A 21,904-nucleotide genomic window follows, 5' to 3' on the forward strand; every position below is an offset into this window, starting at 1 on the left:
ATGCTCTCGGCCCTCGCGGCCGACGCAGGCCCCGTGCGGAGGTCCGGTGAGGAGGTCCTACGCGGAGTCCGGTGTGGGTCTCCGCGCGGCGCCGGTGAGCTGGGCTCACCAGCGCCGTGACGGATTCGGCGTGGAGGGTCGTCAGTCCCTGAGCCGGTCGATCTGCCGGATCTTGTTGGTCGCGTCCAGGGCGGCCACCTTGTACGACTCGGCGAGCGTCGGGTAGTTGAAGACGGCGTCGACCAGATAGTCGACGGTTCCGCCGCAGCCCATCACCGACTGCCCGATGTGGATGAGCTCGGTGGCGCCCGTGCCGAAGCAGTGCACGCCGAGCAGCTTCCGGGTCTCGGGGGAGACCAGCAGCTTGAGCATGCCGTGCGAGTCGCCGATGATCTGGCCCCGGGCCAGTTCGCGGTAGCGGGAGATGCCCACCTCGAACGGCACGCAGTCCTCGGTGAGTTGGTCCTCGGTCTTCCCGATGAAACTGATCTCCGGAATGGTGTAGATGCCGATCGGCTGGAGGTCGTGCATCCGGTTCACCGGTTCACCACACGCGTGGTACGCCGCCGTTCGCCCCTGTTCCATCGAGGTGGCGGCCAGCGCCGGGAAGCCGATGACGTCGCCGACGGCGTAGATGTGCGGCACCTCGGTGCGGTAGTGCTCGTCGACGGTGATCCGCCCGCGCCGGTCGGCGGACAGCCCCGCCTTGTCCAGGTCGAGTTCGTCGGTGAGCCCCTGTCGGCCGGCGGAGTACATGACGGAGTCGGCGGGGATTTTCTTGCCGCTCTCCAGGATGGTGAGCGTGCCCTTGGGGTGCTTCTCGACCGCGGCGACCGTCTCGCCGAAGCGGAACGTGACCGCGAGTTCCCGCAGGTGGTACTTGAGCGACTCGATCACCTCGACGTCGCAGAAGTCGAGCATCCCGGGCCGCTGTTCGACCACGGTGATCTTGCTGCCGAGGGCGGCGAACATGGAGGCGTACTCCATGCCGATCACGCCGGCCCCGACGATGACCATGGAGCGGGGCACCTGCTCCAGGTTGAGAACGTTGTCGGAGTCCAGGATCGTCCGCTCGTCGAACTCGACGGTCGCTGGCCTGGCCGGGCGGGTGCCGGTGGCGATGACGATGTTGTCGGCGCTCAACATCCGGTCGTGGCCGGTCACTTCGCGCAGGGCGACGGTGTGGTCGTCGACGAAGCGGCCGGTGCCGGCGAAGAGGGAGACGTGGTTGCGGGAGAGCTGGTTGCGGATGACGTCGACCTCACGGCTGACCACGTGCGAGGTGCGCGCGGTCAGGTCGGCGACGGTGATGTCCTCCTTGAGGCGGTAGCTCTGCCCGTACAGATCGCGCTGGGTGAGACCGGTGAGATAGAGGACCGCCTCGCGCAGAGTTTTCGAGGGGATGGTCCCGGTATGGATGGAGACCCCACCGACCATGTCGGGGCGGTCGACGACGGCGACCCGGCGGCCGAGCTTGGCCGCGGCGATGGCGGCCTTCTGGCCGCCCGGGCCGGATCCGATGACGAGCAAGTCGAAGTCACGCACCCTCCGGAGTGTGTCAGCCCGAGGCTCTCGCCCGAAAGGGTGAACGGGTGTCGGTTCTTCCCGCTCACTGGAATCCGGCGAGCTCCTGGCGGGTGCGCAGGGTCCAGGAGTGCTCCTCACCGAGGTGCCGGACACGGTCCTGGAGTATCTGCCGCAACAGCCGTGCGGCGCGCGCCCGGTCGCCCGCCTCACCGACACAGCGGGCGTGGGCGTTGCGGCTGCCCAAGGTGGCCGGGTGGTCGTCGCCGAGGATCCGGGTGCGGTCCTGTACGAGGATCTCCAGCAGGTCGGCGGCTTCCGCGGCGCGGCCGACGGCGCCCAGGCCGCGCGCGTGACCGCTGCGGGCGGCGAGCGTGTGCGGGTGGTCGTCGCCCAGCGCGGACCGGCAGTCGTCGACGAGGCGCTCGTACAGCTCCACGGCTTCCCGCGTCCGGCCGCGGCGGCTCGTGCTGCGGGCGTGCGCGGCGCGGATCGCGAACAGGTGCGGGTGGCCGTCGTCGAGCACGGCACGGCTGTCGGCGAGCAGCTCGTCGAGCAGTCGCGCGGCCTGGTCGGGATCGCCCGCCTCGCCGGTGAAGAAGGCCCGGTAGCGCCGCCACACCAGGGCGACCGGGCTGCGGGAGCCGTGCGTTCCGCCGTCCCGTGCGCCGTCCCCGTTCGCGTCGGCCAGCAGCGCGGTGAGCAGGGCCGCCGCCCTGGCGGGGTCTCCGGACTCGCCGAGGAAGCGCGCGTGTCCATGACGGGCCGCGACGGTGTCGGGATGGTCCGGGTCGAGGACCTGGAGGCAGTCCTGGATCAGCTCCTCGAACAGCTCGGCCGCCTGCGCCGCGTGTCCGGCCTCGCCCAGGAAGTGGGCGTGGTGGCGCCGGTTGTTGAGCGTGTACGGGTGGTACGGGCCCTGCGTACGGGTCCGGTCGGCGACCAGGCTCTCGAAGAGCCGGGCGGCGAGCGCGGGGCGGCCCGCGTCGCCCAGCAGATAAGCGCGCCCGTAGCGGGTGCTGAGGGTGTGCGGATGGTCGGCGCTCAGCAGCCGGGTGCGGTCGGCGAGCACGGACTCGAACTCGGCCAGCGCCGGGCCGATCCGGCCGGACTCGCCGAGGAACAGGGCAAGGTTGTTGCGGCTGTTGAGGGTGTGGGAGTGGCCGGCACCCAGCACGCGTACGCGGTCGGCGACGACGTCGCGCAGCAGGTCCGCCGCTTCGGCGGGCCGGCCGGCCATGCCGACGTACCGGGCGTAGGCGTTGCGGTTCTCCAGTGACTCGCGGGCGTCCGGGCCCAGTTCGTCCGTCGACTCGGCCACCAGCTCCCCGTACAGCTCGACGGCCCGCGCGGGGTTGCCGGCCTCGCCCACACAGGTCGCGTACCACTGGCGGGGCAGCCGTCCGCGGCCCAGGCCCGCCTTCTCGAACGCGGCCATGGCGTGCGAGAGGTCACCGCGCTGGTAGGCGGTCGTGCCGATGTCGAGTGCTCCAGTGGCGTTCGCGTGGTCGATGAGGGTCTCCCAGACGGTGTCCGGGATCCGTGGGGGAGGGACCTGCTCGTCGAGCGTGTGGTGGAGGTAGTCGAAGGCCTGGAATCGGTCCCCGTCATGGGGCAGCAGCAGGCTGGAGGTGGCGTGCAGGGGTTCCGTCGCCCAGGTCAGAGCCTCCTCCCAGGGCTCCGGACGCAGCGCCGTCCCGCCGCGCCGCTCCAGATACACCTCGTGCAACCGGCGCAGGACCTCCTGCGGCAGCGGCTGGTGGAAGCCCGTGCGGCGGGCGTCCGCGGCGGCCGTCACCAGCGCGGCGGCGCGCGGATGGGTGCCGGTCGACCAGGCGTTGTGCCACTCGTCCAGCAACTGCGGTGCGGCGGCCAGGTATTCGGCCACCCCGTGCCCGTCCCGGCCGGCGCCCTTGACCGCCGCCCTGATCCTCGGGTCCTCGGTGTGCCGCTCGGCGCGGGCGATCTCGGCCGCGCTCCACGTGCGGTCGACCCGCACCGTCGTGGCCAGCCGGATCACCTCACGGCCGCTGCGCAGGACATCGAACCCGGGCTCGTTGTCCGCCCCCGACCTGGCCCCGAACTTGCCGTGCTGCTGGGCGCTCATCGTCGCCAGGATCACCACACGGGAGTCCTCGGAGCCCAGCATCCGCTGCACATGCCCCGCGGTCAGCCCGCCGACCCCCAGAAAGACGTCAAGCTCGTCGAGCCACACGACAGCCCGGCGCGTCCGCACAACGAGGTCGACCAGGGGAACGGCCGACTCCCGGCTGTCGGGCACGATGAGGTGGTACTTGGTGAAATGCTTGCGCATCACCTCGTACGCGAGCCGCGACTTGCCAGCCGTCGACTCGCCGACCAGCAGGACGAACCCCTCACCCGCACTGAGCGCGGCCTCCACCTGCGGCATCGTGTCCCGGTCGATGAACGCGGGCACCCGGCCGAGACCCGCCGCGCCACCACCGCCCGGCGGCGCCGGATGCACACCGAGCCAGATCGGATCCCGCGCGTCGGCCACGGTCGGCACCCGCCCGCGCCGCGAGATCCTCAGCAGCCCGGGTAACGCCTGCTGCCGCGCCGCGACTCGGTCCAACGCCTGCCCGCCCGATGTCGCCGCGGCTCCCGCGGGCGCCGCGACGGCAGCACCGGGCGGCCCGAGAACCGCCACCAGCACCGGCCGGGCCACGGCCGCCACCAGGCGCACCACCCCGGCCCCGACCGACGCGAACCACCCCGCCCGCCACGCCATGACACCACCCCCGTGCGGCTGTTGACCCTCTTTGTTCCCGCTCGGGGGCCGGTGTAGCCATGCCGCGGGCATTCCGCCTACTCGTTGGGGAACTTCCAGATGTAGGGCTCGCCGTCCTCCTCCGACCAGTGGACCTCAAGGGACTTAGCGTTCGAGGGCACCAGGTACGACTCGCAGAAGACGTGGCTCTCGCCGGACTTCCAGCTCGTGACGTCGTACGGGTCCTCGCAGCCGGGGGCGTCGTCGGCGGAGCCGAGGAGCAGGGTGCCGCGCTGTCCGTCCGCCCAGATGGTGGTGCCGTCGCCCGCGTCGGAGTCGCTCGTGAGGGCCGGGCCCGCCTTGTGGGTGTACTTCACATGGGCGACCGCGAGGGCCATGCCCTTGGCGTCGGCCTTGTCCTGGACCAGCTTCGCGGCCTCGGCCTCGGTGCCGAGATCCACCTTCTGGGCGGTGATCTCGTACGTGACCTTGCCGTCCTCCTCCTCGACCTTCCCCGTGGCGCTCTCGCCGGTGGCCAGCTCGCCCCCGGACGACGCCTTGGACTGCGATGCGGTGGCCTTGGGCTGGGAGGACTTCTTCGCGTCCGTGCCGGTGTCGTCGCCACCGCCGCACGCGCTGAGGGTGAGCGCGAGGACGGCGGCGGGCGCGACGGCGCGCAGCGCGGAATTGTGGCGCAGCAAGACAGACTCCTTGAGATGAAAGGTGTGGGGGAGGCCCCGGCTGCCGGTGGCGGCGCGGCCTGGCGGGCCGCGGTCAACACGGGCGGGGCATGGGGGAGTTCGCGCTCCTCGCCGAGGGCGCGATCACTGATCCGTTGAAGATCTTGGTGCAACCCAATGCGCTGCGTCAACAAATGTGAACGTTGTGTGAGGTGCGGTCGCCCTGGTGTGGAGGGCGCGTTGGCCACCGGGGTCCGTACCGACCCGGGCAACTCCCCGTCCCGGTGGGCGGATCAGGGCGCGGCGGAGCGTGCGACGCGGAACCCCACGTCGTCGACCTGGTAGCTCGGGTGGCTGCGGCGCCGTGCGGAGGCCCGGCAGCTCCAGTGCTCGTCGAACCAGCCGCCGCCGCGCAGGACCCGGTAGGTCCCGTAGACCTCGGCGTCGTAGACGTCCCAGCACCAGTCCCAGACGTTGCCGAGCATGTCGTGCAGGCCCCAGGGGTTGGGCTGCTTGCCGCCCACGTCGTGGACGCGCTCGTCCGAGTTGCCGCGGTACCAGGCGATGTCGTTGAGCGGCCCGTAACTCGGCCCGGTCGTACCGGCGCGGCAGGCGTGCTCCCACTCGGCCTCGGTGGGCAGCCGGTACCCGTCCGCGGCCGCGTTCCACTCGATGCCCTCGACGCCTTCGTCGTCGGTGTGGAGGAGGTAGGCGGGGGTGAACCCCTCGTGCCGGGACAGGGCGTTGCAGAACCGGACCGCGTCCCACCAGGACACGCTCTCCACGGGCAGCCGGTCGCCTTCGGCGGCGCTCGGCCGTGTACCCGTGACCTGTGCGTACAGTGCCTGCGTGACCGGGAACGCCCCGAGCCGGTAGGGCGTGAGGTCGACCTGCCAACTGCGTTGCGTACGCCGGTCCGTCAGCGTCACCTGCCCCGGCGGGACAGGGATCATCTCGTTCACCGTGCTCGTGTCCATGAGCCGTCGATCCTACTGAGTCCAACTGAGGTCCAACTGAGACCTACTGAGGATCCCGGTCCGTCTCCGGGACCGCGTAACCCGGCACGGACGGCCAGCGGACGGTCAGCACGACCGACTCCTCCTCCGCGAACCACGAGTGGTCGACTCCGGGCCCCCACACCACGTAGTCGCCCTGCTGTTGCAGCGTGACGCTGCGGCCGGGGAACTCCACGCGGAAACGGCCGCTCACCAGGACCTGGAGGGCCGTGCGTTCCTCGCCCTCGACCCACTGGGGCCGCTCGTCGCCCTTGGGGTGTACGCCCCACTTGATCTCCAGGGCCTCGCTGTGGCGCGGATCGTCGGCGTCCTTGAAGTGCCCGAGCAGCCACCCCCGGTCCAGCGCCGCGTCCTTGCCCGCGTTTCCCACATACACACTGTCGTTCACGCGCCCGGACGCTAGCAGTTGTCCGCGTCCGGTGCCGCGTCAGGTGCCGTGCGAGGGTGGTCCGCGCGGGCCGGGGCCTACCGTCCGTCCAGGATCGCGGGCAGCTCGTCCATCCAGGCCAGCACCGCCTCCTCGTAACGGATGCCGAAGGCCAGCGTGGCCTCCGTGAAGCGGTCGGGGGCGCCCGCGGCCACCCTCTTCCGGTAGTCCGCGAGCCGCTTCTCGTGGTCCGCGCGGTGCCCGGCGATGAACTCCGTCAGCCGGTCCCGGTCCAGGGAGGAGCCGAAGGCGATGGTGAGCAGCAGCGGGTAGCGGATCTGCTCGGAGCCCGGCGGCTCGGCGAGCCACGCGGCGAAGGCGGCCCGGCCCTCGTCGGTGAGCCGGTAGGGCTGCCGCGACCGCGGTCCCGCGGGCCCGGCCTCCACGAGCCCACGTCCGGCGAGGGCCGCGAGCTCGCGGTAGACCTGGCTCCTGGTGACGGTCCAGAAGTCGCCGATGAGCTGCTCGGCGGTGTGCACCAGCTCGTAGCCGCTGGCTTCCCCGCCGTGCAGGAAACCGAGCAGCGAAGCCGCGGTGGGGTTGAGGTCGGCCATCCCGTTCTTCCCTTGACATTCCACTGTGGACGGTGTGCCATGAAACGAAGAGCACAGTCCACTGTGGCATGTCGGGAGGCGACCATGAGTACACCGGGTTTCGCGGCCGGGTTTCAGGGGCTGCACGACGAGGCCGAAGTCGCAGAGCTGCCGGTCAAAGGGGCGCTGCCCGGCTGGCTGGAGGGGAGCCTGCTGCGCAACGGCCCCGCGCGCTACGACGCGGGGGAGCGTTCCCTGCGGCACTGGTTCGACGGACAGGCGATGCTGCACCGCTTCACCATCGACGGCGGGAAGGTCTCCTACGCCAACAGGTTCCTCGACACCGCCGCCCGACGCGCCGTGGAGTCGGGGACGATCGCCTACCCCGAGTTCGCGACCGACCCGTGCCGCTCACTGTTCGCCCGTTTCTTCACCCGCTTCTCGCGCAGGCCCACCCTGAACGCGAACGTCAACATCACCCGCTTCGGCGACCGCTTCGTGGCACTGACCGAGACACCGATACCGGTCGCCTTCGACCGGGACACGCTCGCGACCGCGGGAGTGGTCGGCTACGAGGACGAGTTGAGCGGTCAGCTGACCACGGCCCACCCGCACCAGGACCCCACCACCGGCGACCTGGTCAACTACCTGCTGCACTTCTCGCGCACCAGCGAGTACCGCGTCTACCGGCAGCAGGCCGCGGGCGCGGCCCGCGAGCTGATCGGCAGCCACCGGATCGCCCGACCGTCCTACATGCACAGCTTCGCGATCACGGGACGGTACGCGGTCCTCGCGGAGTTCCCGCTCGTGGTGAACCCGCTGAGCATCGTGCTCAGCGGCCGGCCGTTCATCGAGAACTACCGCTGGGAGCCGGAGCGCGGCACCCGCTTCACGGTCATGGACCTGCGCGACGGCTCGGTGCGCGGTGTGTACGAGGGCCCGGCGTTCTTCGCGTTCCACCACATCAACGCCTTCGACGACGGCGACGACCTCGTCCTCGACGTGTGCTCGTACGAGGACGCCTCCGTCATCGACACGCTGTACCTGGACCGACTGCGCGCGGGCGACTCGATCCCCCTCGCCCTGCCCACCCGCTACCGCATCGGTCTCGGCACCGGCAAGGTCGAGGTGCGGCGGCTGTCGGAGGAGTCACTGGAGCTGCCGCGCATCGCGTACGACCGGCACAACGGCGTCGACTACCGCTACGCGTACGGTGTCGGCGCCCGCGACCGCAGCGGTGACGATTTCATCAACCAGCTCGTGAAGCTCGACGTGACGACAGGGCGGACGCTGAAGTGGTCCGAGGAGGGCTGCTACCCGGGCGAGCCGGTCTTCGTGGCGGCCCCGACGGCCGCGCCCGGCGCGGAGGGCGAGGACGACGGCGTGGTGCTGTCGGTGGTACTCGACTCGGCGCGGGGCTCGTCGTTCCTGCTGGTGCTGGACGCCCGCACGTACGAGGTGCTGGCGCGCGCGGACGTGCCGCACGCGATCCCCTTCGGCTTCCACGGGCTGTTCACCCGGCACACCTCGTAGGTACGGGCCTCGGCCCTTGCGCGGGTTTCGGTCCTTACGCGGGCTTCGGTTCTTACGCGGGACTCGCCCAGGTCCCGCTCTCCGCTGAGCGGGACATCGCGTCCAGGGCGGCCGCGCTGTGGACGGCGTCCTCGACCGTGGCGCCGTACGCGGTGCCCTCGGCGATCGAGCGCAGGAAGTTGTAGGCCTCGATCACCTTGAGGTCGTCGTAGCCCATGCTGTTGGCCGAGCCCGGCTGGAAGGCGGCGTACTCGCCGTGCCCGGGGCCCACGTACAGCGTGCTGACCGGCTGGTCCTGGTACGACGTGCCCCGGCTGACGCTCAGCTCGCCCATGCGGCGGAAGTCCCAGGAGACCGCGCCCCTGGTGCCGTGGATCTCGAAGCCGTAGTTGTTCTGCTCGCCCACCGAGACCCGGCAGGCCTCCAGGACACCGCGGGCGCCGGAGGTGAAGCGCAGGAGGCAGGACACGTAGTCCTCGTTCTCCACCGGGCCCAGTTCGCCGCCCGCCGAGCGGGTGTGGCCCGCGGTGGCGCCGGTGGGCCGGGCGCGCTCGGGGACGAAGACGGCTGTGTCGGCGGCCAGCGACGCGATCTCGCCGAGCAGGAAGCGGGCCAGGTCCACACCGTGCGAGGCGAGGTCGCCCAGCACTCCGCTGCCGCCGCGCTCACGCTCGTACCGCCAGGTCAGCGCGCCCTCGGGGTGGGCTGCGTAGTCACTGAACAGGCGGATGCGGACGTGTGTGACCGTGCCGATCTCTCCGGCAGCGATCAGTTCGCGGGCCGCCGCGACGGCAGGCGCGTTGCGGTAGTTGAAGCCGACCGTGCCCTGCACGCCCGACTTCGCGACGGCGCCGGCCACGGCCCGCGCGTCCTCGGCGGTGAGGCCCACCGGCTTCTCGATCCAGATGTGCTTGCCCGCTTCGGCCATCGCGACGCCGATCTGGCGGTGCAGGAAGTTCGGGGCGGCGATGCTCACCGCCTGGACCCGGGGATCGGCGGCGACCTCCCGCCAGTCCCGGGCCGCCGTCTTGAAGCCGTACTGCTCGGCGGCCTCCTCGGCCCGGCCGGGCACCTCGTCGGCCACGGCGACCAGTTCGGGCCGCACGGGCAGCTGGGGGAAGTGGTGCGGCACACGGGCGTACGCCTGGGTGTGCACTCGCCCCATCCAGCCGAACCCCACGACGGCGACGCCGAGCGTACTCACCATGACTGCCCTTCTTCCGACTTCTTTGGACCGGTCCATAACTCTTCCGGTTCACACTGAAGGCCCGTTCCTGCACGTGTCAACCCCCTCAGACCCCCTCAGAACCCTTTGACAAGCCATCGGTCCCTGTGGAACGGTCCATTTCATGAGACCACCGACGATCCGCGACGTCGCCGAACGGGCCGGAGTGTCGAAATCCCTGGTCTCGCTCGTGCTGCGCGGATCCGACCAGGTGCGCCCCGAGAAGCGGCAGGCTGTGCTGGCCGCCGTCGAGGAGCTCGGCTACCGGCCCAACGCCGCCGCGCGCAGCCTCAGCGAGCGACGCACCCGCACGGTCGGTGTGCTCCTCAACGACATGCGCAACCCCTGGTTCGTGGAACTGCTCGACGGCCTCAACTCCCTGCTGCACGCGCACGGTCTGCGCATGCTCCTTGCCGACGGCCACCTCAATCTGCGCCTCGGCGAGGACCTCACCCGCGCCTTCACGGACCTGCGGGTCGACGGCCTGATCGCCGTCGGCACGCTGCCGGGCCCCGAGGCACTGCGCACGGCGGCCACGCGGGTGCCCACCGTCGTCGCGGGCGCCCGCGAACCCGTACTGCCGCACGTCGACCTCGTCGCCAACGACGACCAGCACGGCGCCCGGCTCGCCACCGAGCACCTCATCGCCCTCGGCCACCGGCGCATCGCCCACATCGCGGGACAGGGGATGGTCGGCGAACTGCGCCGCCGGAGCTTCGAGACCGTCATGCGCGAACACGGACTGTCGGACACGGCCGTCGTGGAACAGGGCGACCTGACCGAGGAGGGCGGCTACCGGGCCACGGTCCGGCTGCTGAGCGCCGGCGAACGGCCCACCGCCGTCTTCGCCTTCAACGACATCGCCTGCGTCGGAGCCCTGTCGGCCGCCGAGGAACTCGGCCTCCGCGTGCCGCACGACCTCTCCCTCGTCGGCTACGACAACACCTACCTCGCGCGCCTGCGCCACCTGTGGCTCACCACCGTGGACAGCGCCGGCCACGACGTCGGCCGCCGCGCCGCACAGTGCCTGCTCGACCGCATCGCCGACCCCGCCCGCCCCGCCGAGGTCGTCCTCAGCACGCCGGTGCTGGAAGTACGGGGCACGACGGCCCCGCCGCGCGAGAGCCGCGCCTGAACCACGCACGCCACGAGCCCCGACGGCGGATGGCGCGGGTGAACGCCCTGCCCGAACGAAGCCCGGGGAGCACCGGCGCGGAGCCGTGTCCTCGTGCGTCAACGGTTCTAGAGTGGGCGGCTGTTGACCGGTTCACCGTGTCCTTCCCCCTGGAGGAGCGCATGTCCCGCAGACCGCCCCGACGTTCCGTGCTGCGTGGCCTGGCCGCCGCCGGAACCGCGGTGATCGGCTTCGACCCCTTCACGCGGAGCTGGGCGGTGACCCCGTCCGACCGGCCGCTGCACGGCATCCCCGAGCTGGACGGAACCCTCCACACCGACGAGGCCTCGCTGAGCGCGGCCGCCGACGACTTCGGCCACATCGTGCACCGCCGCCCGGCCGCGGTGCTGCGGCCGGGCTCCGTCGCGGACGTCGTGGCGATGGTGCGGTTCTGCGACAGGCGCCGAATCCCGGTCGCCCCACGCGGACAGGGCCACGCCACGAACGGTCAGGCACAGGTCGCGGGCGGCCTCGTCGTCGAGACCGCTCCGCTCGCCACCGTCCACCCCGTCCGACCCGGCAGCGCCGGCGTCCGGGTCGGCGCCGGCGCGAAGTGGAGCGACGTCGCCAAGGCCACCCTCGCCCACGGCCTGACCCCACCCGTCTTCACCGACTACCTCGAACTCTCCGTCGGCGGAACGCTGTCCGTCGGCGGCCTCGGCGGCCAGACCCACCGCCACGGCGCGCAGGTCGACAACGTCCTTGAGCTCGAAGTCGTCACCGGCGCGGGGGAGTTGCTGCGCTGCTCACCGACCCGCCACCGAGACCTGTTCCTCGCCGTACTCGCCGGCCTCGGCCAGTGCGCCGTGGTCGTCGGCGCGACCGTACGACTGGTCCGCGCGCCCGAGACCGTACGCCACTACCTCCTGCCGTACGACGATCTGCGGACCTTCGTGGACGACCAGCGCCTGCTCGTCGGCGACCGACGGTTCTCCTACGTCGAGGGGCAGATCGTGCCGGATGCCACGGGTGCCTTCCGCGGATACGTCATCGAGGCCGTCGCCTACGGACCTCCCGCGGGAGACGTTCCCGACGACACCGCGCTCCTGCGGGGCCTGCGGCACGACCCGTCCGGCGCGGAGATCACCGACCTCCCGTACTACGACTTCCTCGACCGGCTCGCCCCGGCCGTCGCCGCTCTCAAGGAAGCCGGGCTGTGGGCGTACGCCCATCCATGGCTCAACCTGCTCGTGCCCGGCCGGAAGGCGGCCGAGGTGACAGGCCGGCTCCTGGACACGCTCACCCCGGACGACGTGGGGCCGGGCGGCGTGGTGCTGCTGTACCCGCTGGCGCGCGAGCACCTGCGGACCCCGCTGCTGCGCATGCCCGACGACCCCGTGCCCTACCTCTTCGCGGTCCTGCGGAGCACTCCTCCCGACGACGCGGCGGCGGTCCGGCGACTGCTGGCGGCCAACCGGTCCGCGTACGACCTCGTCCGCGCTGCCGGCGGCACCCGGTACCCGGTCGGCTCCGTCCCCTTCGACCGGGCGGACTGGCGACGGCACTTCGGGACCGCCTGGCCCCGCTTCGCCGCCGCGCGGAAGACCTACGACCCGCGCGGGAACCTCGTCCCAGGACAGGGAATCTTCTGACCGGGCCGGTCACAGGCTGACCGACCCGGTCAGCCGACCGCGTCAGCCGACCGCGTCAGCCGACCGCGTCAGCCGACCGCGTCAGCCGACCGCGTCAGCCGACCGCGTCAGCAGACCGCGTCAGCCGACCGCGTCAGCCGACCGGGTCGACGCACTGCGTCCCGGGCGGGCAGAACCAGAGCAGGGCCGTGTCCACGAGTTCCCGTTCGTCCTCGGTTCCGTCGGCCTCGGAGCCGTACGCGACCAGTGCGTACCGTTCGCCGTCCGTCGCCTCGAAGCGATGGTCGATGACGTGCCGGGTGCCGCCGCCGCCCAGCTCGCCCGCGATCTCGTCGGCGCGGTACTCGTGCTCGGCCGCCTGCCCCACGGCGCTCGGCACCTCCTCCATGGCGACGGATTCGTAGCCGTCGAGCTTCTCGGCCTCGATCTGCGCGGCCTGGAGCGAGGAGTACGGAGAGGTCTCCATCACCTGGAACACCTGAAGCCGTCGGGTGCCGTCCGGGCTGCGGTAGTCGACGATGTCGATGCCGTACTGCGACGACCGGCTCTTGCGTTCCCAGCCCTTCGGCAGCGCCACCCGGTACCCCGCGACGTCCTGGAGGGACTCGTAGTCCTCGGGGAGGGCCGCCGACGACTCGAACGTGGTGTCCTGCGAGGGAGATCCGTCCGAAGGAACGCCGTCTCCGGTCCCGCCCGACGCCGACTCCGAGGAGTCCTGCCCGGTGGCGGCGGGGTCCCGGTACGGTTCCGGCTCGTCCTTCCAGGCCAGTGCCCAGATGCCGAAGGTGAGCCCGGCGACCGCGAGCACGATCCCGGTCTGCTGCCGGACGGTCTTCTGCCGCGGCACGTCCAGGTACTGGTCGGTGTGGAAGAGACGTTCGCGCCGGGAACCGCCCCACTCCTGCCGCTCGGTGTCGAACACCCTCATCGCCGCGGCCCTCCGTGTCGCCGTTCCGCGCCCGTCAGCCGCTGCCTGTCGCCGTCCGTCGTCATCCCGCCGGTCATTCCGCCGGTCATCCGAGGAGCTGGGCGATGCCCTGGACGACGGCTGTCGCCGAGGCGACGGTTCCGGCGGCCGCGGCCTGTGATCCCAGCCAGCCGCGTACGCCGGTCAGCAGGCGGGTGAGGCGCTCCGGCCCGGCGGTGCCGGTGTGCGTGATCTCCGCCTCGGCGTCAGCCAGTTCGCCGTCGAGGGTCGTGTCCTCGGCACTGCGCTCCCGCGCGGGCAGGGCATCGCGCAGGCCGCGAATCGCCTGGAGCAGCTCTTCGTGCCGTACGTCCGGCTCCGCCGCGGTGTGGTTGACGGAGTACGCGCTGCCATGACTGCCGGCGGCGATCGAGCCGCCGCTCATGGAGCCGACGTGCACGCTGCCGCCACCGCCGTCCTGCGTGGGCCGGCCGGGCGTGGGGCGTCCTGTGTCGCTCATGTGCTGGGGTCCTTGGGGTCCGGTGCTGGGGCCAGGCAGACGGGAACTGTCGGCCAGGCCCTAACTGGGATCGGCGCGCGGTGTGCCTTGCGCCGGGGCGGGGGCGGTGTTGTGCGAGGTGGCGCTGCCGTGGGCGCCGGTGGCGACCGAGCCGCCGGACATCTCCTGGACGAGGACGCTGCCACCGCTGATCTGGTAGACGTGCTGCTCGAACTGCTCGGTCTGGTAGCCGTGGGCGTGGAGCGCCTGGCGCACGCCGTTCACGATGCGCTCCTCGACGGTCTTGACGTACCGGGTGACGTCCATCTCCTGATAGGGCGACAGCCAGGAGGTGGCGGTCAGCTGGCGGAGCGAGACCCGGGGCACGTCGGGGGCCGGTTCGCGGGTGGACCAGCCGGTGGTGAGTTTCCTGGAGACGGTCTTCAAGGCGCTGATGCCCGCGCTCACGCCGGTCGCGGGACCGTGGCCCAGGGCGCGGACGGCGCCGCGCGCCCAGCCCTCGGGCAGCCGGTCCACCAGGGCGTCCATGTTCCTGAAGTCCTTGCGGACCGGGCCGAGTACGTACGGCGAGACCTCCAGTACGAGCATGCCGCCCTGCGTGTGCACGCGGACCAGGACCGTCACCACGACCTGTTCGTGCCAGGCGCCGATGCGGACGCGCAGGAACACGCGCCGCCCCTCGCCGCCCTCGTCGACGGCTTCCTTCAGGTGGGCGGCGACCTGGACGGGGTCGTAGACCGTCAGGCCGTCCCCACCGGCTCCGCCCGCCGCCGTCGCGCTCGCGTCCGGGCTGCCGCCGACGTGCAGTTCCTCGTCACGGCCGACACCGCCCGGCAGATAGACGAACCGGTCGATCTCCAGTTCGCGGAGCCGGTCCTTCCCGGTGCGCGCGGCCGAGTCGCGCAGCCGCAGCAACTGGGGCTCGATCATGGCGAGTGCGCGCTCGGCGGTGAGCGGTCCCTTGTCCTGGTGCGGGATCAGGGTGCCGTTGGAGGTGGAGTCGGCCGGGGCGGCGGGCCCGGTCGGTGGCCCGGAGCGCTTGCGCAGCTCCATCGCGAAGGACCAGGCCCGACGTTGTGTACCCAGTCCGACGACGGGGCTGTCCGCTTCGTAGAGGGTCAGGGCGGCCTGCTGCTCGCGTTGGATGTTGCCGAGCAGATCCTCGTACAACGGCCCTGCCGGCAGGGCCGGTTGGGTCGTCTTCTGGAAGGTCCAGCGTGACAGCCAGCGGCACAGGGCCCGACGCTGAGTGGCCTGGTGCCACCATGCGATCAGGGCGATGAGCAGCGGAAACAGCAGCGGGTAGGGCGTCTGTACGGTGCCTTGGAGCACTCCGGCCACGTACCAGTACCAGTAGAAGAGGGCGAACATCGCCGCACACCACGTCACCGTGCGGCCGAAGCCCTGGGCCGCCTTGGCCACCGGGTCCGGGAGACCCGCCTGACGCCCCTCGGCGCTCTGTGACTTCACGGTGTGCGCGAACCACAGCCCGAGGGCGACGAACGCGTAGAACTGCGACCACGGCATGGGCATTCCGGCGGTGAGTTTCTCGTCGCCGAGGTAGAACGCGGTGAACACGTCGCCGAAGCCGACCTCGGCCCCGTCACCCCAGCTGTCGGCGACGCGGTCCCAGAACATCACGACGTCGGACAGCAGGAACCCGAGCCAGGCGAGGAGCATCAGCCCCGCCGTGCGCGCCTCCTGCTGTGCGACACGCACGGCATGGGCCAGTACGGGCAGGACGTCGACCCCCAGCGGAGGGGCCACCGGCCGCTCCTGGTGATCGACGAGTTCATCGATGACCCGGCGCCGGAAGCCGGCGTCCTCATAGACGCCGGCGCACAACAGCCGGGTCGCCTCCGTGCGGCTGTACGGATGTTCCGGGAGGCTCACTCCGGCCACGTCGCTCCTATGTCCCCTGGTGTCAGGGGAAGGAAGCTAGTGGACGATCGGCCTCGCCTGTCCGGTCCTCGGGCACCGGCACTTCGTTAGGGTGAAAGGCCCCGTTTCCGCTGGACAGGGTTCCGGAGGAGTCAGAGCACGGCGGCCACCTCGAAGCCCGCCTCGGTGATCGCGGCGCACACCTTCGAACCGTCGAGCGCCTCGCCCGTCACGGTCACCGAACCGGTGTCGAGGTCGATGCCCACCCGGTCGACGCCGAACACTCCGCAGACCTTGGTCTCCAGGGCGTCGGCACAGCGGCCGCAGGTCATACCGATGACGTGGTACCGCTGTTCAGTCATGATCCCTCGTCTCTTCCCGACGTGCGCACGCACGCTGTGGGAGCCGCTCCGGGATCAGATACGCGTCCGTCGACGGCGGTGTTCACCCCCGCGGGCGACTCACAGGGAAGCCGGTCGGACGGTCCCGCCCGCACCGCCGAGAACGTCCAACGCCGTTACTGCGACGTGCAGTTGGGTGCGATGGGCGCCGGACTCCAGGTCGTTGCCCAGGAGCCGCTCGATGGTCCGCAGCCGTTGGTAGAAGGCCTGCCGGGAGAGCCCGACGTGCTTGGCGGCGATCGACTTGTTGCCGGCGGCCACGAGATATTCGCGCAGCGTCGAAAGGAGGTCGCTGCCGTGCCGCGCGTCGTGCTGGACGAGGCGCCCGAGCTGCTGTTCCACGTACCGCTGGACGCGCACGTCGTCGCGCAGGGAGTACAGCAGTTCCGGCAGTCCGATGTCCGACGCGACATGGAAGGGGCGGTCGAGCGTCCCGGGGCCGATCGCGTCGGCGATCTGTTCGGCCTCGCGGAACGACCTGGTGACCTGGCTGAGTTCGGTGACGCCGGGGCCGACCGCCACGACGAGACCCTCCCCGAACGTGCCGCGCAGCTCCCGGCCGACGCGTTCCACCACCGGCTGCCATGCCGAGGCGCGGGCCAGCGCGAGCAGCAGCCCGGTCCGGTGCTCGGACAGGTCTCCCACCAGGGCCTTGACCCCCGAGACGGGCAGTTCCGCGGCGAGGTGCCCGGTCACCGTGGTGTCGGCGTCGGCCGTGTCCGCGTGATCGATGACGACCGGGACGAGACGATGGCCGGTCGTGGGCAGTCCGAGCGCCTCGGCCCTGAGGCGTGCCTCGGTGCGGCTCCGGTAGCGCCAGTGCAGCAGATCGAGCAGGACGGAACTGTGCGCGCGCCGGTCCCACTCGGGTCTGCCGGTCAGCCGCGCCAGGGTGAGGGCGGTGGCGGCCTGTTCCAGGATCATCGTCTGCTCGGGACCGATCGGCGGACCGGACGCGTGGGGCAGCATGATCAGCCGCCCCCACCGTCTGCCCCGGTCCTCGACCGGCGCCACGAGCCAGCCCTCGGGCCCGCTCGCCGCCGCCCGGTCCGGCGTCGGGGCGTTGCGCGAGCGCCGCGGCCAGGCCTCCAGGACCTGTCCGTCGGGAGGGCCGGCGGTCCGGCAGATCACCGCATGGTGGATCAGGTTCTCCAGGACCACCGGACACCCGGTGAGGTCCGCCGCGGCCTGGACGAACTCCTCCGGGTCGGCGCCGCGCAGGGTGAGCGAGGTGAACAGCTCGCGCACCTGCTGAGCGCGGCGCAGCAGCTCGCCCTGCGCGTCCAGGATCAGCGCGTGGACGGTCTGGGTGACCTCGATGAACCGCACCCCGCGTGCCAGCACGATCAGCGGCAGGTCCCTCTCCCGGCAGGCGGTGACCAGTTCCTGCGGCGCGTGCTGGTAGCGGCGGCCCAGTTCCACGACCAGCCCGGCCACGCCCACATCCGCCAACGAGTCGACGTAGCCCCGTAGTTGGGTGGGATCAGCCGGGTGCGGCATACCGGTGGTGAGGACGAGTTCGCCGCCCTCCAGGAAGGAGGCGGGGTCGAGCAGCTCGGTGACATGGACCCAGCGGACCCTGCGCGACAGCTGGTCCTCGCCTGCCGCCACCCGGGGCAGACCGGCGGCGATGACGGGCAGCCGCAGCACGTCCGCGACCGTGAGGAACGGCATGGGGACAGCTCCAGTCCGACGACGTGCCGACCGACCCGGCACGATGTCCGGACCACTCTGAAGGGTGAGACAGACCGGCGCAAGGCCCGATTCCCCAGCTCAGCGCCGTGCCCCGAAGGGGCGCGGGGAACGGCGCGGGCAACCACACCGAACCGGTAGCCGCGAACGCACCACGCGCCCCGGGACGAGAAGGCGAGCAGGCGACCAGAACGAGCGGGACGGATGTCAGGGCCGCCGCGCGATCAGATCCGCGACCGTGGCGATCGGAGACGTCCGGGCCCGCCCACCCGCCTCGTGCCGGTCCGCCCACCCGTAGGCGACGTACAGCCCGCGCACGCCCAGCCAGCGCAGCGGTTCCGGCTCCCAGGTGCCGGGGCGGTGCCCGGTCCATGGCAGCCGGGTCAGCCGGGACTCGCGCCGGAGCACCAGATCGGTGAGGGTGCGGGCAGCGAGGTTCGTGGAGGTCACCCCGTGCCCGACATAGCCGCCGGCCCAGCCGAGCCCCGTGGCGCGGTCGAGTCCCACGGTGGCGGACCAGTCGCGGGGCACGGCGAGCACACCGCACCAGGCGTGGTCGACCCCGGCACCGGCGGTCTGCGGCAGCATCCCGTGGAGCGTGTCGGTGAGCTGGCCGATCGTCCGGGCGTCCACCTGCCCCGCGTCGTCGGTGCGGGAGCCGAAGCGGTACGGGACACCGCGCCCGCCGATCGCGATCCGGTCGTCCGGGGTGCGCTGCGCGTACATGTGCCCGTGCGCCGTGTCGCCCAGCGTCTCGCGGCCCGCCCAGCCGATCTCCTCCCACACCTCCTTCGGCAGCGGTTCGGTGGCGATCATCGAGCTGTTCATCGGCAGCCAGGCACGGCGCAGCCCCTTGAACGAGGCCGTGAACCCTTCGGTCGCACGCAGGACGACGGGCGCACTGACCGTGCCGTGCGCGGTGACCGCCCGCCCGGGCTCGATGGCCGTGACCGGGGATTTTTCGTGGAGGGTCACACCGAGCCGTTCGACCGTCGCGGCGAGCCCCTGGACCAGGGCGGCGGGCTGCAGCCGGGCGCAGTGCGGGGTCCAGGCCGCGGCCGTCATACCGGCGACGCGGATGCGGTCCGCGGCCTCCTCCGGTGTGAGCATCACGGCATCCGGCACGCCCCACTCGTGGTCGGCCGCGGTCTTGTGGCGCAGCCGGGTCGCCTGCGCGGGGGTGCGGGCCACGCGCAGGGTGCCGCCCTTGACGATGCCGGCGTCGATGCCCTCGCGTTCGGCCACGGCGACGATCTCGTCGACGGACTCGTTCATCACGCGCTGGTAGTCGAGCACGGCATCCCGCCCGTACCGCTTCGCCAGCCGGTCACGGGCGCCCGGCACGAGCCCCGACGCCCAGCCGCCGTTGCGGCCGGAGGCACCGAACCCGGCGAACTCGGCCTCCAGGATCGTGATCCGCAGCGAGGGGTCGGCCAGTTTGAGGTAGTACGCGGTCCACAGTCCGGTCAGACCGGCGCCCACGATGCACACGTCGGCGTCGCGGTCACCGGGCAACGCGGCGCGTGGGGTGGGCAGTTCGGCGAACCAGTGGGAGATCCGGCCGTTGACCGGGCCGGGCCGGCCGAGCGTGCTGGCGCTCACGGGGTGTCCTTTCAGGGCGGCTGGACGAGGAGATGACGAAGCTCAGACGCCGAGCAGGCCAGGCAGCTCGGAGAGGTCGCTGATCTCCTCGTACGGCTGGTAGGCGGCCGACCCCGGGAAGCCGTACCGGTTGACCCAGATCCGCCGCATGCCCTGGTACCGCTTGGTCGGCATGATGTCGTACTCCCAGCCCTGCGCGGTGTGGATGATGTCCTCGGGGCCGCGCCCGGTGGCCTTCATCAGGTAATCGAAGGCCTGCGGCAGCGGCTTGTACGCTCCGGCCTGCTCGGCGGTGAGGACGTAGTCCCACTCCACGCCGAGCTCGTCGACGGCGTACGAGATGAGGTCGTCCTCGCTGTTGGAGAGGATGGCGATGTCGTACTCGCCCTTGAGGCGGCGCAGCGCGTCCGGGACCTCGCGGAACGGCGTGAACTTCTTGATGGCCTCGATCAGCGCCTCGCCGTCCTCGTCCCGGTACTCCAGGCCGTGCAGCAGCATGACGTTGCGCAGGGTGCGGCGGACGACCTCGCGGTAGGGGCGGTAGTCGTCCACGACGCCCTGGAAGCGCATGACGTACGCGTCGTGGTGGAACCGGTCCGGGTCGACGCCGAACTCGGCCAGGCGGTCCTTGACGATCTCGTGCGTGGCGGTCCGGGTGTCGAAGTTGATGAGGGTCCGGTAGCAGTCGAAGCTGACGACCTTGCGCATGGAGTGAACTCCTCTGTGTGGGACGGGGGTTGAGGTGTTTTACAAGCGATGTGGTGACGGGGCGAGCGGGTTCAGGACCGGCTGCTGGCCTCGGTCAGGCCCAGATCCTTGGTCTCGGGGGCGAGGAAGTAGGAGACGACGAGTCCCACCAGCGTGATCGCCACGGCGATGCCCAGCGTGCCGCGTACGCCAAGGTCCTCGGCGGCAATCGGCAGGAGGAACGTGGAGGAGGCGGAGCCCACGCGGCTCATGGCGGTGGCGATGCCCACGCCCGTGGCCCGCAGATCGGTCGGGAACAGCTCGCTCGGGTAGACGAACTGCAGACCGCTGCCCGCCGCCTCGAAGAACTGGAAGGCCGCGAACAGGGCCACCACCGCGAAGGCCCAGTGCAGCGGCAGGACCGCCAGCGCGATCAGCGAGATGTTGATGCACACGAAACTGCTGATCAGCAGCGAGCGGCGGCCGATCCGGTTGACGACCACCAGGCCGAGCCCGATGCCGGCCACCGCGATGGTGGTGATCAGCGCGCTGGCACCGTATGTGCTCCCCACGCCGAACGCGGACAGCATCTGCGGCTGGAAGGAGCGGACGGCGAAGGCGGGCGCGACCTGACAGATCCAGAACACGGAACAGAAGACGACGGGGACGGTGTAGCCGCGTTTGAAGATCTCGACGAGATTGCCGAGCCCGGAGCCGCCGCGCTGTTCCTGGCGGCCCTCCGCGAGCAGTTCCTCGTCGCTCACCTCCTGGCCGAGGTGCTTGCGGACGACGGCCTTCGCCTCGTCCATGCGGCCGCGTGAGGCCAGCCAGCGCGGGGACTCGGGGATGCCGGCCCGCATGAAGAGGAAGATCAGCGCCGGGACCGTGCCGGAGGCCAGCATCCAGCGCCAGGAGTCGTCGCCGAGGCCGGTCAGCGCCCAGCCCACCCAGTAGCTCACGCCGTAACCCACCCACCACGCCAGGACCAGGCCCGACAGGGCCGGGCCGCGCATCCGGCGGGGCACCAGCTCGGTGGTGAGGGCGGAGGCGATGGGGTAGTCGGCGCCGATCGCGATGCCGATCAGCAGTCGCAGCACCAGCAGCTGCCAGGCCTCGGTGACGAAGAACTGGAGCGCCGAGAAGACGACGAAGGTGGCCAGGTTGAGGACGTACATCAGATGGCGGCCGACCCGGTCGGTGATCGGGCCGAAGACCGCTCCGCCGATGAACACACCGACCAGGACGGAGGCGGCTATCAGGCCCGTCCACAGGGTGTCGAGGGCGAGTGCGGGCGTGATGAGGCCGAGGGCGACGCCCATCACTCCGAGCAGATAGCCGTCGCAGAAGGGGCCGCCCATGGCGACCACCATGATCCGGCGGTGGAAGGAACTGACGGGCGCGTCGTCGAGCGACGAGGCGCCGCCGGTGGTTGATGAGGTCATGGACATGCTTGAGGCTCCTGGGGGACGCGGGAAGGCGAGGGGGACGCGCGCCGGCAGGGGGACCGGGCGAAGGAGGCTTCGTACGTCAAGCATTGGAAAGCGGGGGTGGGGGGATTTTTTTGAGGGGGAAGGCGCACAACGCTGTACGCGGTGCGGACCGGTCGTCACCGGGGTGGCCGGGCGAGGCGGTCCGGGGTTGGCCATCACCCTGGTTCAGCGCGGATCCACCGTCAATGAACATGGTGTTCTCTTGAGGGACGGCGGGTGGACAGTGTGTTCCATGGCCGCAGACCGGTTGACACACTGTCCACAGCGGCCGTCCCGGGAGAACACCGTGGTC

General features: G+C 71.4%; 18 protein-coding genes. 3 read left to right on the forward strand and 15 right to left on the reverse strand.

Annotated features, from left to right (window positions below; genetic code table 11):
* Positions 1-141: 141 nt before the first annotated feature.
* The 6 genes from sthA to ACH4YP_RS34520 all read right to left on the reverse strand — a co-directional run bounded on the left by sthA (position 142) and on the right by ACH4YP_RS34520 (position 6,929).
* Positions 142-1,545: a Si-specific NAD(P)(+) transhydrogenase gene (sthA, locus tag ACH4YP_RS34495; RefSeq protein WP_361055812.1), complete on the reverse strand. Its 1,404-nt coding sequence runs from the start codon at positions 1,543-1,545 to the stop codon at positions 142-144.
* Between the two features lie 64 nt (positions 1,546-1,609).
* Positions 1,610-4,273, reverse strand: coding sequence for a tetratricopeptide repeat protein (locus ACH4YP_RS34500; RefSeq protein ID WP_398494770.1), 2,664 nt, complete (start codon positions 4,271-4,273; stop codon positions 1,610-1,612).
* A 77-nt stretch (positions 4,274-4,350) separates the two neighbouring features.
* On the reverse strand, positions 4,351-4,953 hold the full coding sequence (locus ACH4YP_RS34505; RefSeq protein WP_398494772.1) for a hypothetical protein: 603 nt from the start codon (positions 4,951-4,953) through the stop codon (positions 4,351-4,353).
* A gap of 272 nt (positions 4,954-5,225) precedes the next feature.
* Positions 5,226-5,909, reverse strand: a complete 684-nt coding sequence (locus tag ACH4YP_RS34510) for a formylglycine-generating enzyme family protein (protein WP_398494774.1) — start codon at positions 5,907-5,909, stop codon at positions 5,226-5,228.
* Positions 5,910-5,952: 43 nt separating this feature from the next.
* Positions 5,953-6,336, reverse strand: coding sequence for a signal peptidase I (locus tag ACH4YP_RS34515; protein WP_143641183.1), 384 nt, complete (start codon positions 6,334-6,336; stop codon positions 5,953-5,955).
* A gap of 77 nt (positions 6,337-6,413) precedes the next feature.
* Entirely contained in the window at positions 6,414-6,929 is a 516-nt protein-coding gene (locus ACH4YP_RS34520; protein WP_361055801.1) for a PadR family transcriptional regulator, read from the reverse strand.
* A gap of 84 nt (positions 6,930-7,013) precedes the next feature.
* Here ACH4YP_RS34520 and ACH4YP_RS34525 point away from each other — a divergent pair, with 84 nt between their 5' ends.
* Positions 7,014-8,441, forward strand: a complete 1,428-nt coding sequence (locus ACH4YP_RS34525; RefSeq protein ID WP_398494775.1) for a carotenoid oxygenase family protein — start codon at positions 7,014-7,016, stop codon at positions 8,439-8,441.
* Positions 8,442-8,493: 52 nt separating this feature from the next.
* Here ACH4YP_RS34525 and ACH4YP_RS34530 read toward each other — a convergent pair whose 3' ends face one another.
* Positions 8,494-9,648: a Gfo/Idh/MocA family protein gene (locus ACH4YP_RS34530; protein WP_398494777.1), complete on the reverse strand. Its 1,155-nt coding sequence runs from the start codon at positions 9,646-9,648 to the stop codon at positions 8,494-8,496.
* 142 nt (positions 9,649-9,790) lie between these two features.
* Between ACH4YP_RS34530 and ACH4YP_RS34535 the strand changes: the two genes are divergently transcribed.
* Positions 9,791-10,801 carry a LacI family DNA-binding transcriptional regulator gene (locus tag ACH4YP_RS34535; protein WP_361055793.1) on the forward strand — a complete coding sequence of 337 codons (1,011 nt, stop codon included), beginning with the start codon at positions 9,791-9,793 and terminating at the stop codon, positions 10,799-10,801.
* Positions 10,802-10,962: 161 nt separating this feature from the next.
* Entirely contained in the window at positions 10,963-12,432 is a 1,470-nt protein-coding gene (locus ACH4YP_RS34540) for an FAD-binding protein (RefSeq protein WP_398494779.1), read from the forward strand.
* A gap of 133 nt (positions 12,433-12,565) precedes the next feature.
* Here ACH4YP_RS34540 and ACH4YP_RS34545 read toward each other — a convergent pair whose 3' ends face one another.
* The 8 genes from ACH4YP_RS34545 to ACH4YP_RS34580 all read right to left on the reverse strand — a co-directional run bounded on the left by ACH4YP_RS34545 (position 12,566) and on the right by ACH4YP_RS34580 (position 21,564).
* Complete coding sequence (locus ACH4YP_RS34545) at positions 12,566-13,360, reverse strand: hypothetical protein (protein WP_398494781.1); 795 nt, start codon at positions 13,358-13,360, stop codon at positions 12,566-12,568.
* Positions 13,361-13,445: 85 nt separating this feature from the next.
* The gene (locus ACH4YP_RS34550; RefSeq protein ID WP_398494783.1) at positions 13,446-13,859 is read right to left on the reverse strand and encodes a hypothetical protein; all 414 of its coding nucleotides are present in this window, start codon (positions 13,857-13,859) and stop codon (positions 13,446-13,448) included.
* A 60-nt stretch (positions 13,860-13,919) separates the two neighbouring features.
* Positions 13,920-15,761, reverse strand: a complete 1,842-nt coding sequence (locus ACH4YP_RS34555; RefSeq protein ID WP_398494785.1) for a hypothetical protein — start codon at positions 15,759-15,761, stop codon at positions 13,920-13,922.
* 131 nt (positions 15,762-15,892) lie between these two features.
* Complete coding sequence (locus tag ACH4YP_RS34560) at positions 15,893-16,102, reverse strand: heavy-metal-associated domain-containing protein (protein ID WP_361055777.1); 210 nt, start codon at positions 16,100-16,102, stop codon at positions 15,893-15,895.
* Positions 16,103-16,201: 99 nt separating this feature from the next.
* A complete protein-coding gene (locus tag ACH4YP_RS34565; RefSeq protein WP_398494787.1) occupies positions 16,202-17,815 on the reverse strand; it encodes a PucR family transcriptional regulator in 1,614 nt (537 codons plus the stop codon).
* A gap of 225 nt (positions 17,816-18,040) precedes the next feature.
* The gene (locus tag ACH4YP_RS34570) at positions 18,041-19,435 is read right to left on the reverse strand and encodes an NAD(P)/FAD-dependent oxidoreductase (RefSeq protein ID WP_398494788.1); all 1,395 of its coding nucleotides are present in this window, start codon (positions 19,433-19,435) and stop codon (positions 18,041-18,043) included.
* A gap of 42 nt (positions 19,436-19,477) precedes the next feature.
* The gene (locus tag ACH4YP_RS34575) at positions 19,478-20,143 is read right to left on the reverse strand and encodes an HAD-IA family hydrolase (protein WP_398494790.1); all 666 of its coding nucleotides are present in this window, start codon (positions 20,141-20,143) and stop codon (positions 19,478-19,480) included.
* Positions 20,144-20,214: 71 nt separating this feature from the next.
* Positions 20,215-21,564 carry an MFS transporter gene (locus ACH4YP_RS34580; protein ID WP_361055765.1) on the reverse strand — a complete coding sequence of 450 codons (1,350 nt, stop codon included), beginning with the start codon at positions 21,562-21,564 and terminating at the stop codon, positions 20,215-20,217.
* Between the last annotated feature and the right edge of the window lie 340 nt (positions 21,565-21,904).

It is taken from the genome of Streptomyces sp. NPDC020747 (assembly GCF_044334695.1).
Taxonomy (GTDB): domain Bacteria; phylum Actinomycetota; class Actinomycetes; order Streptomycetales; family Streptomycetaceae; genus Streptomyces.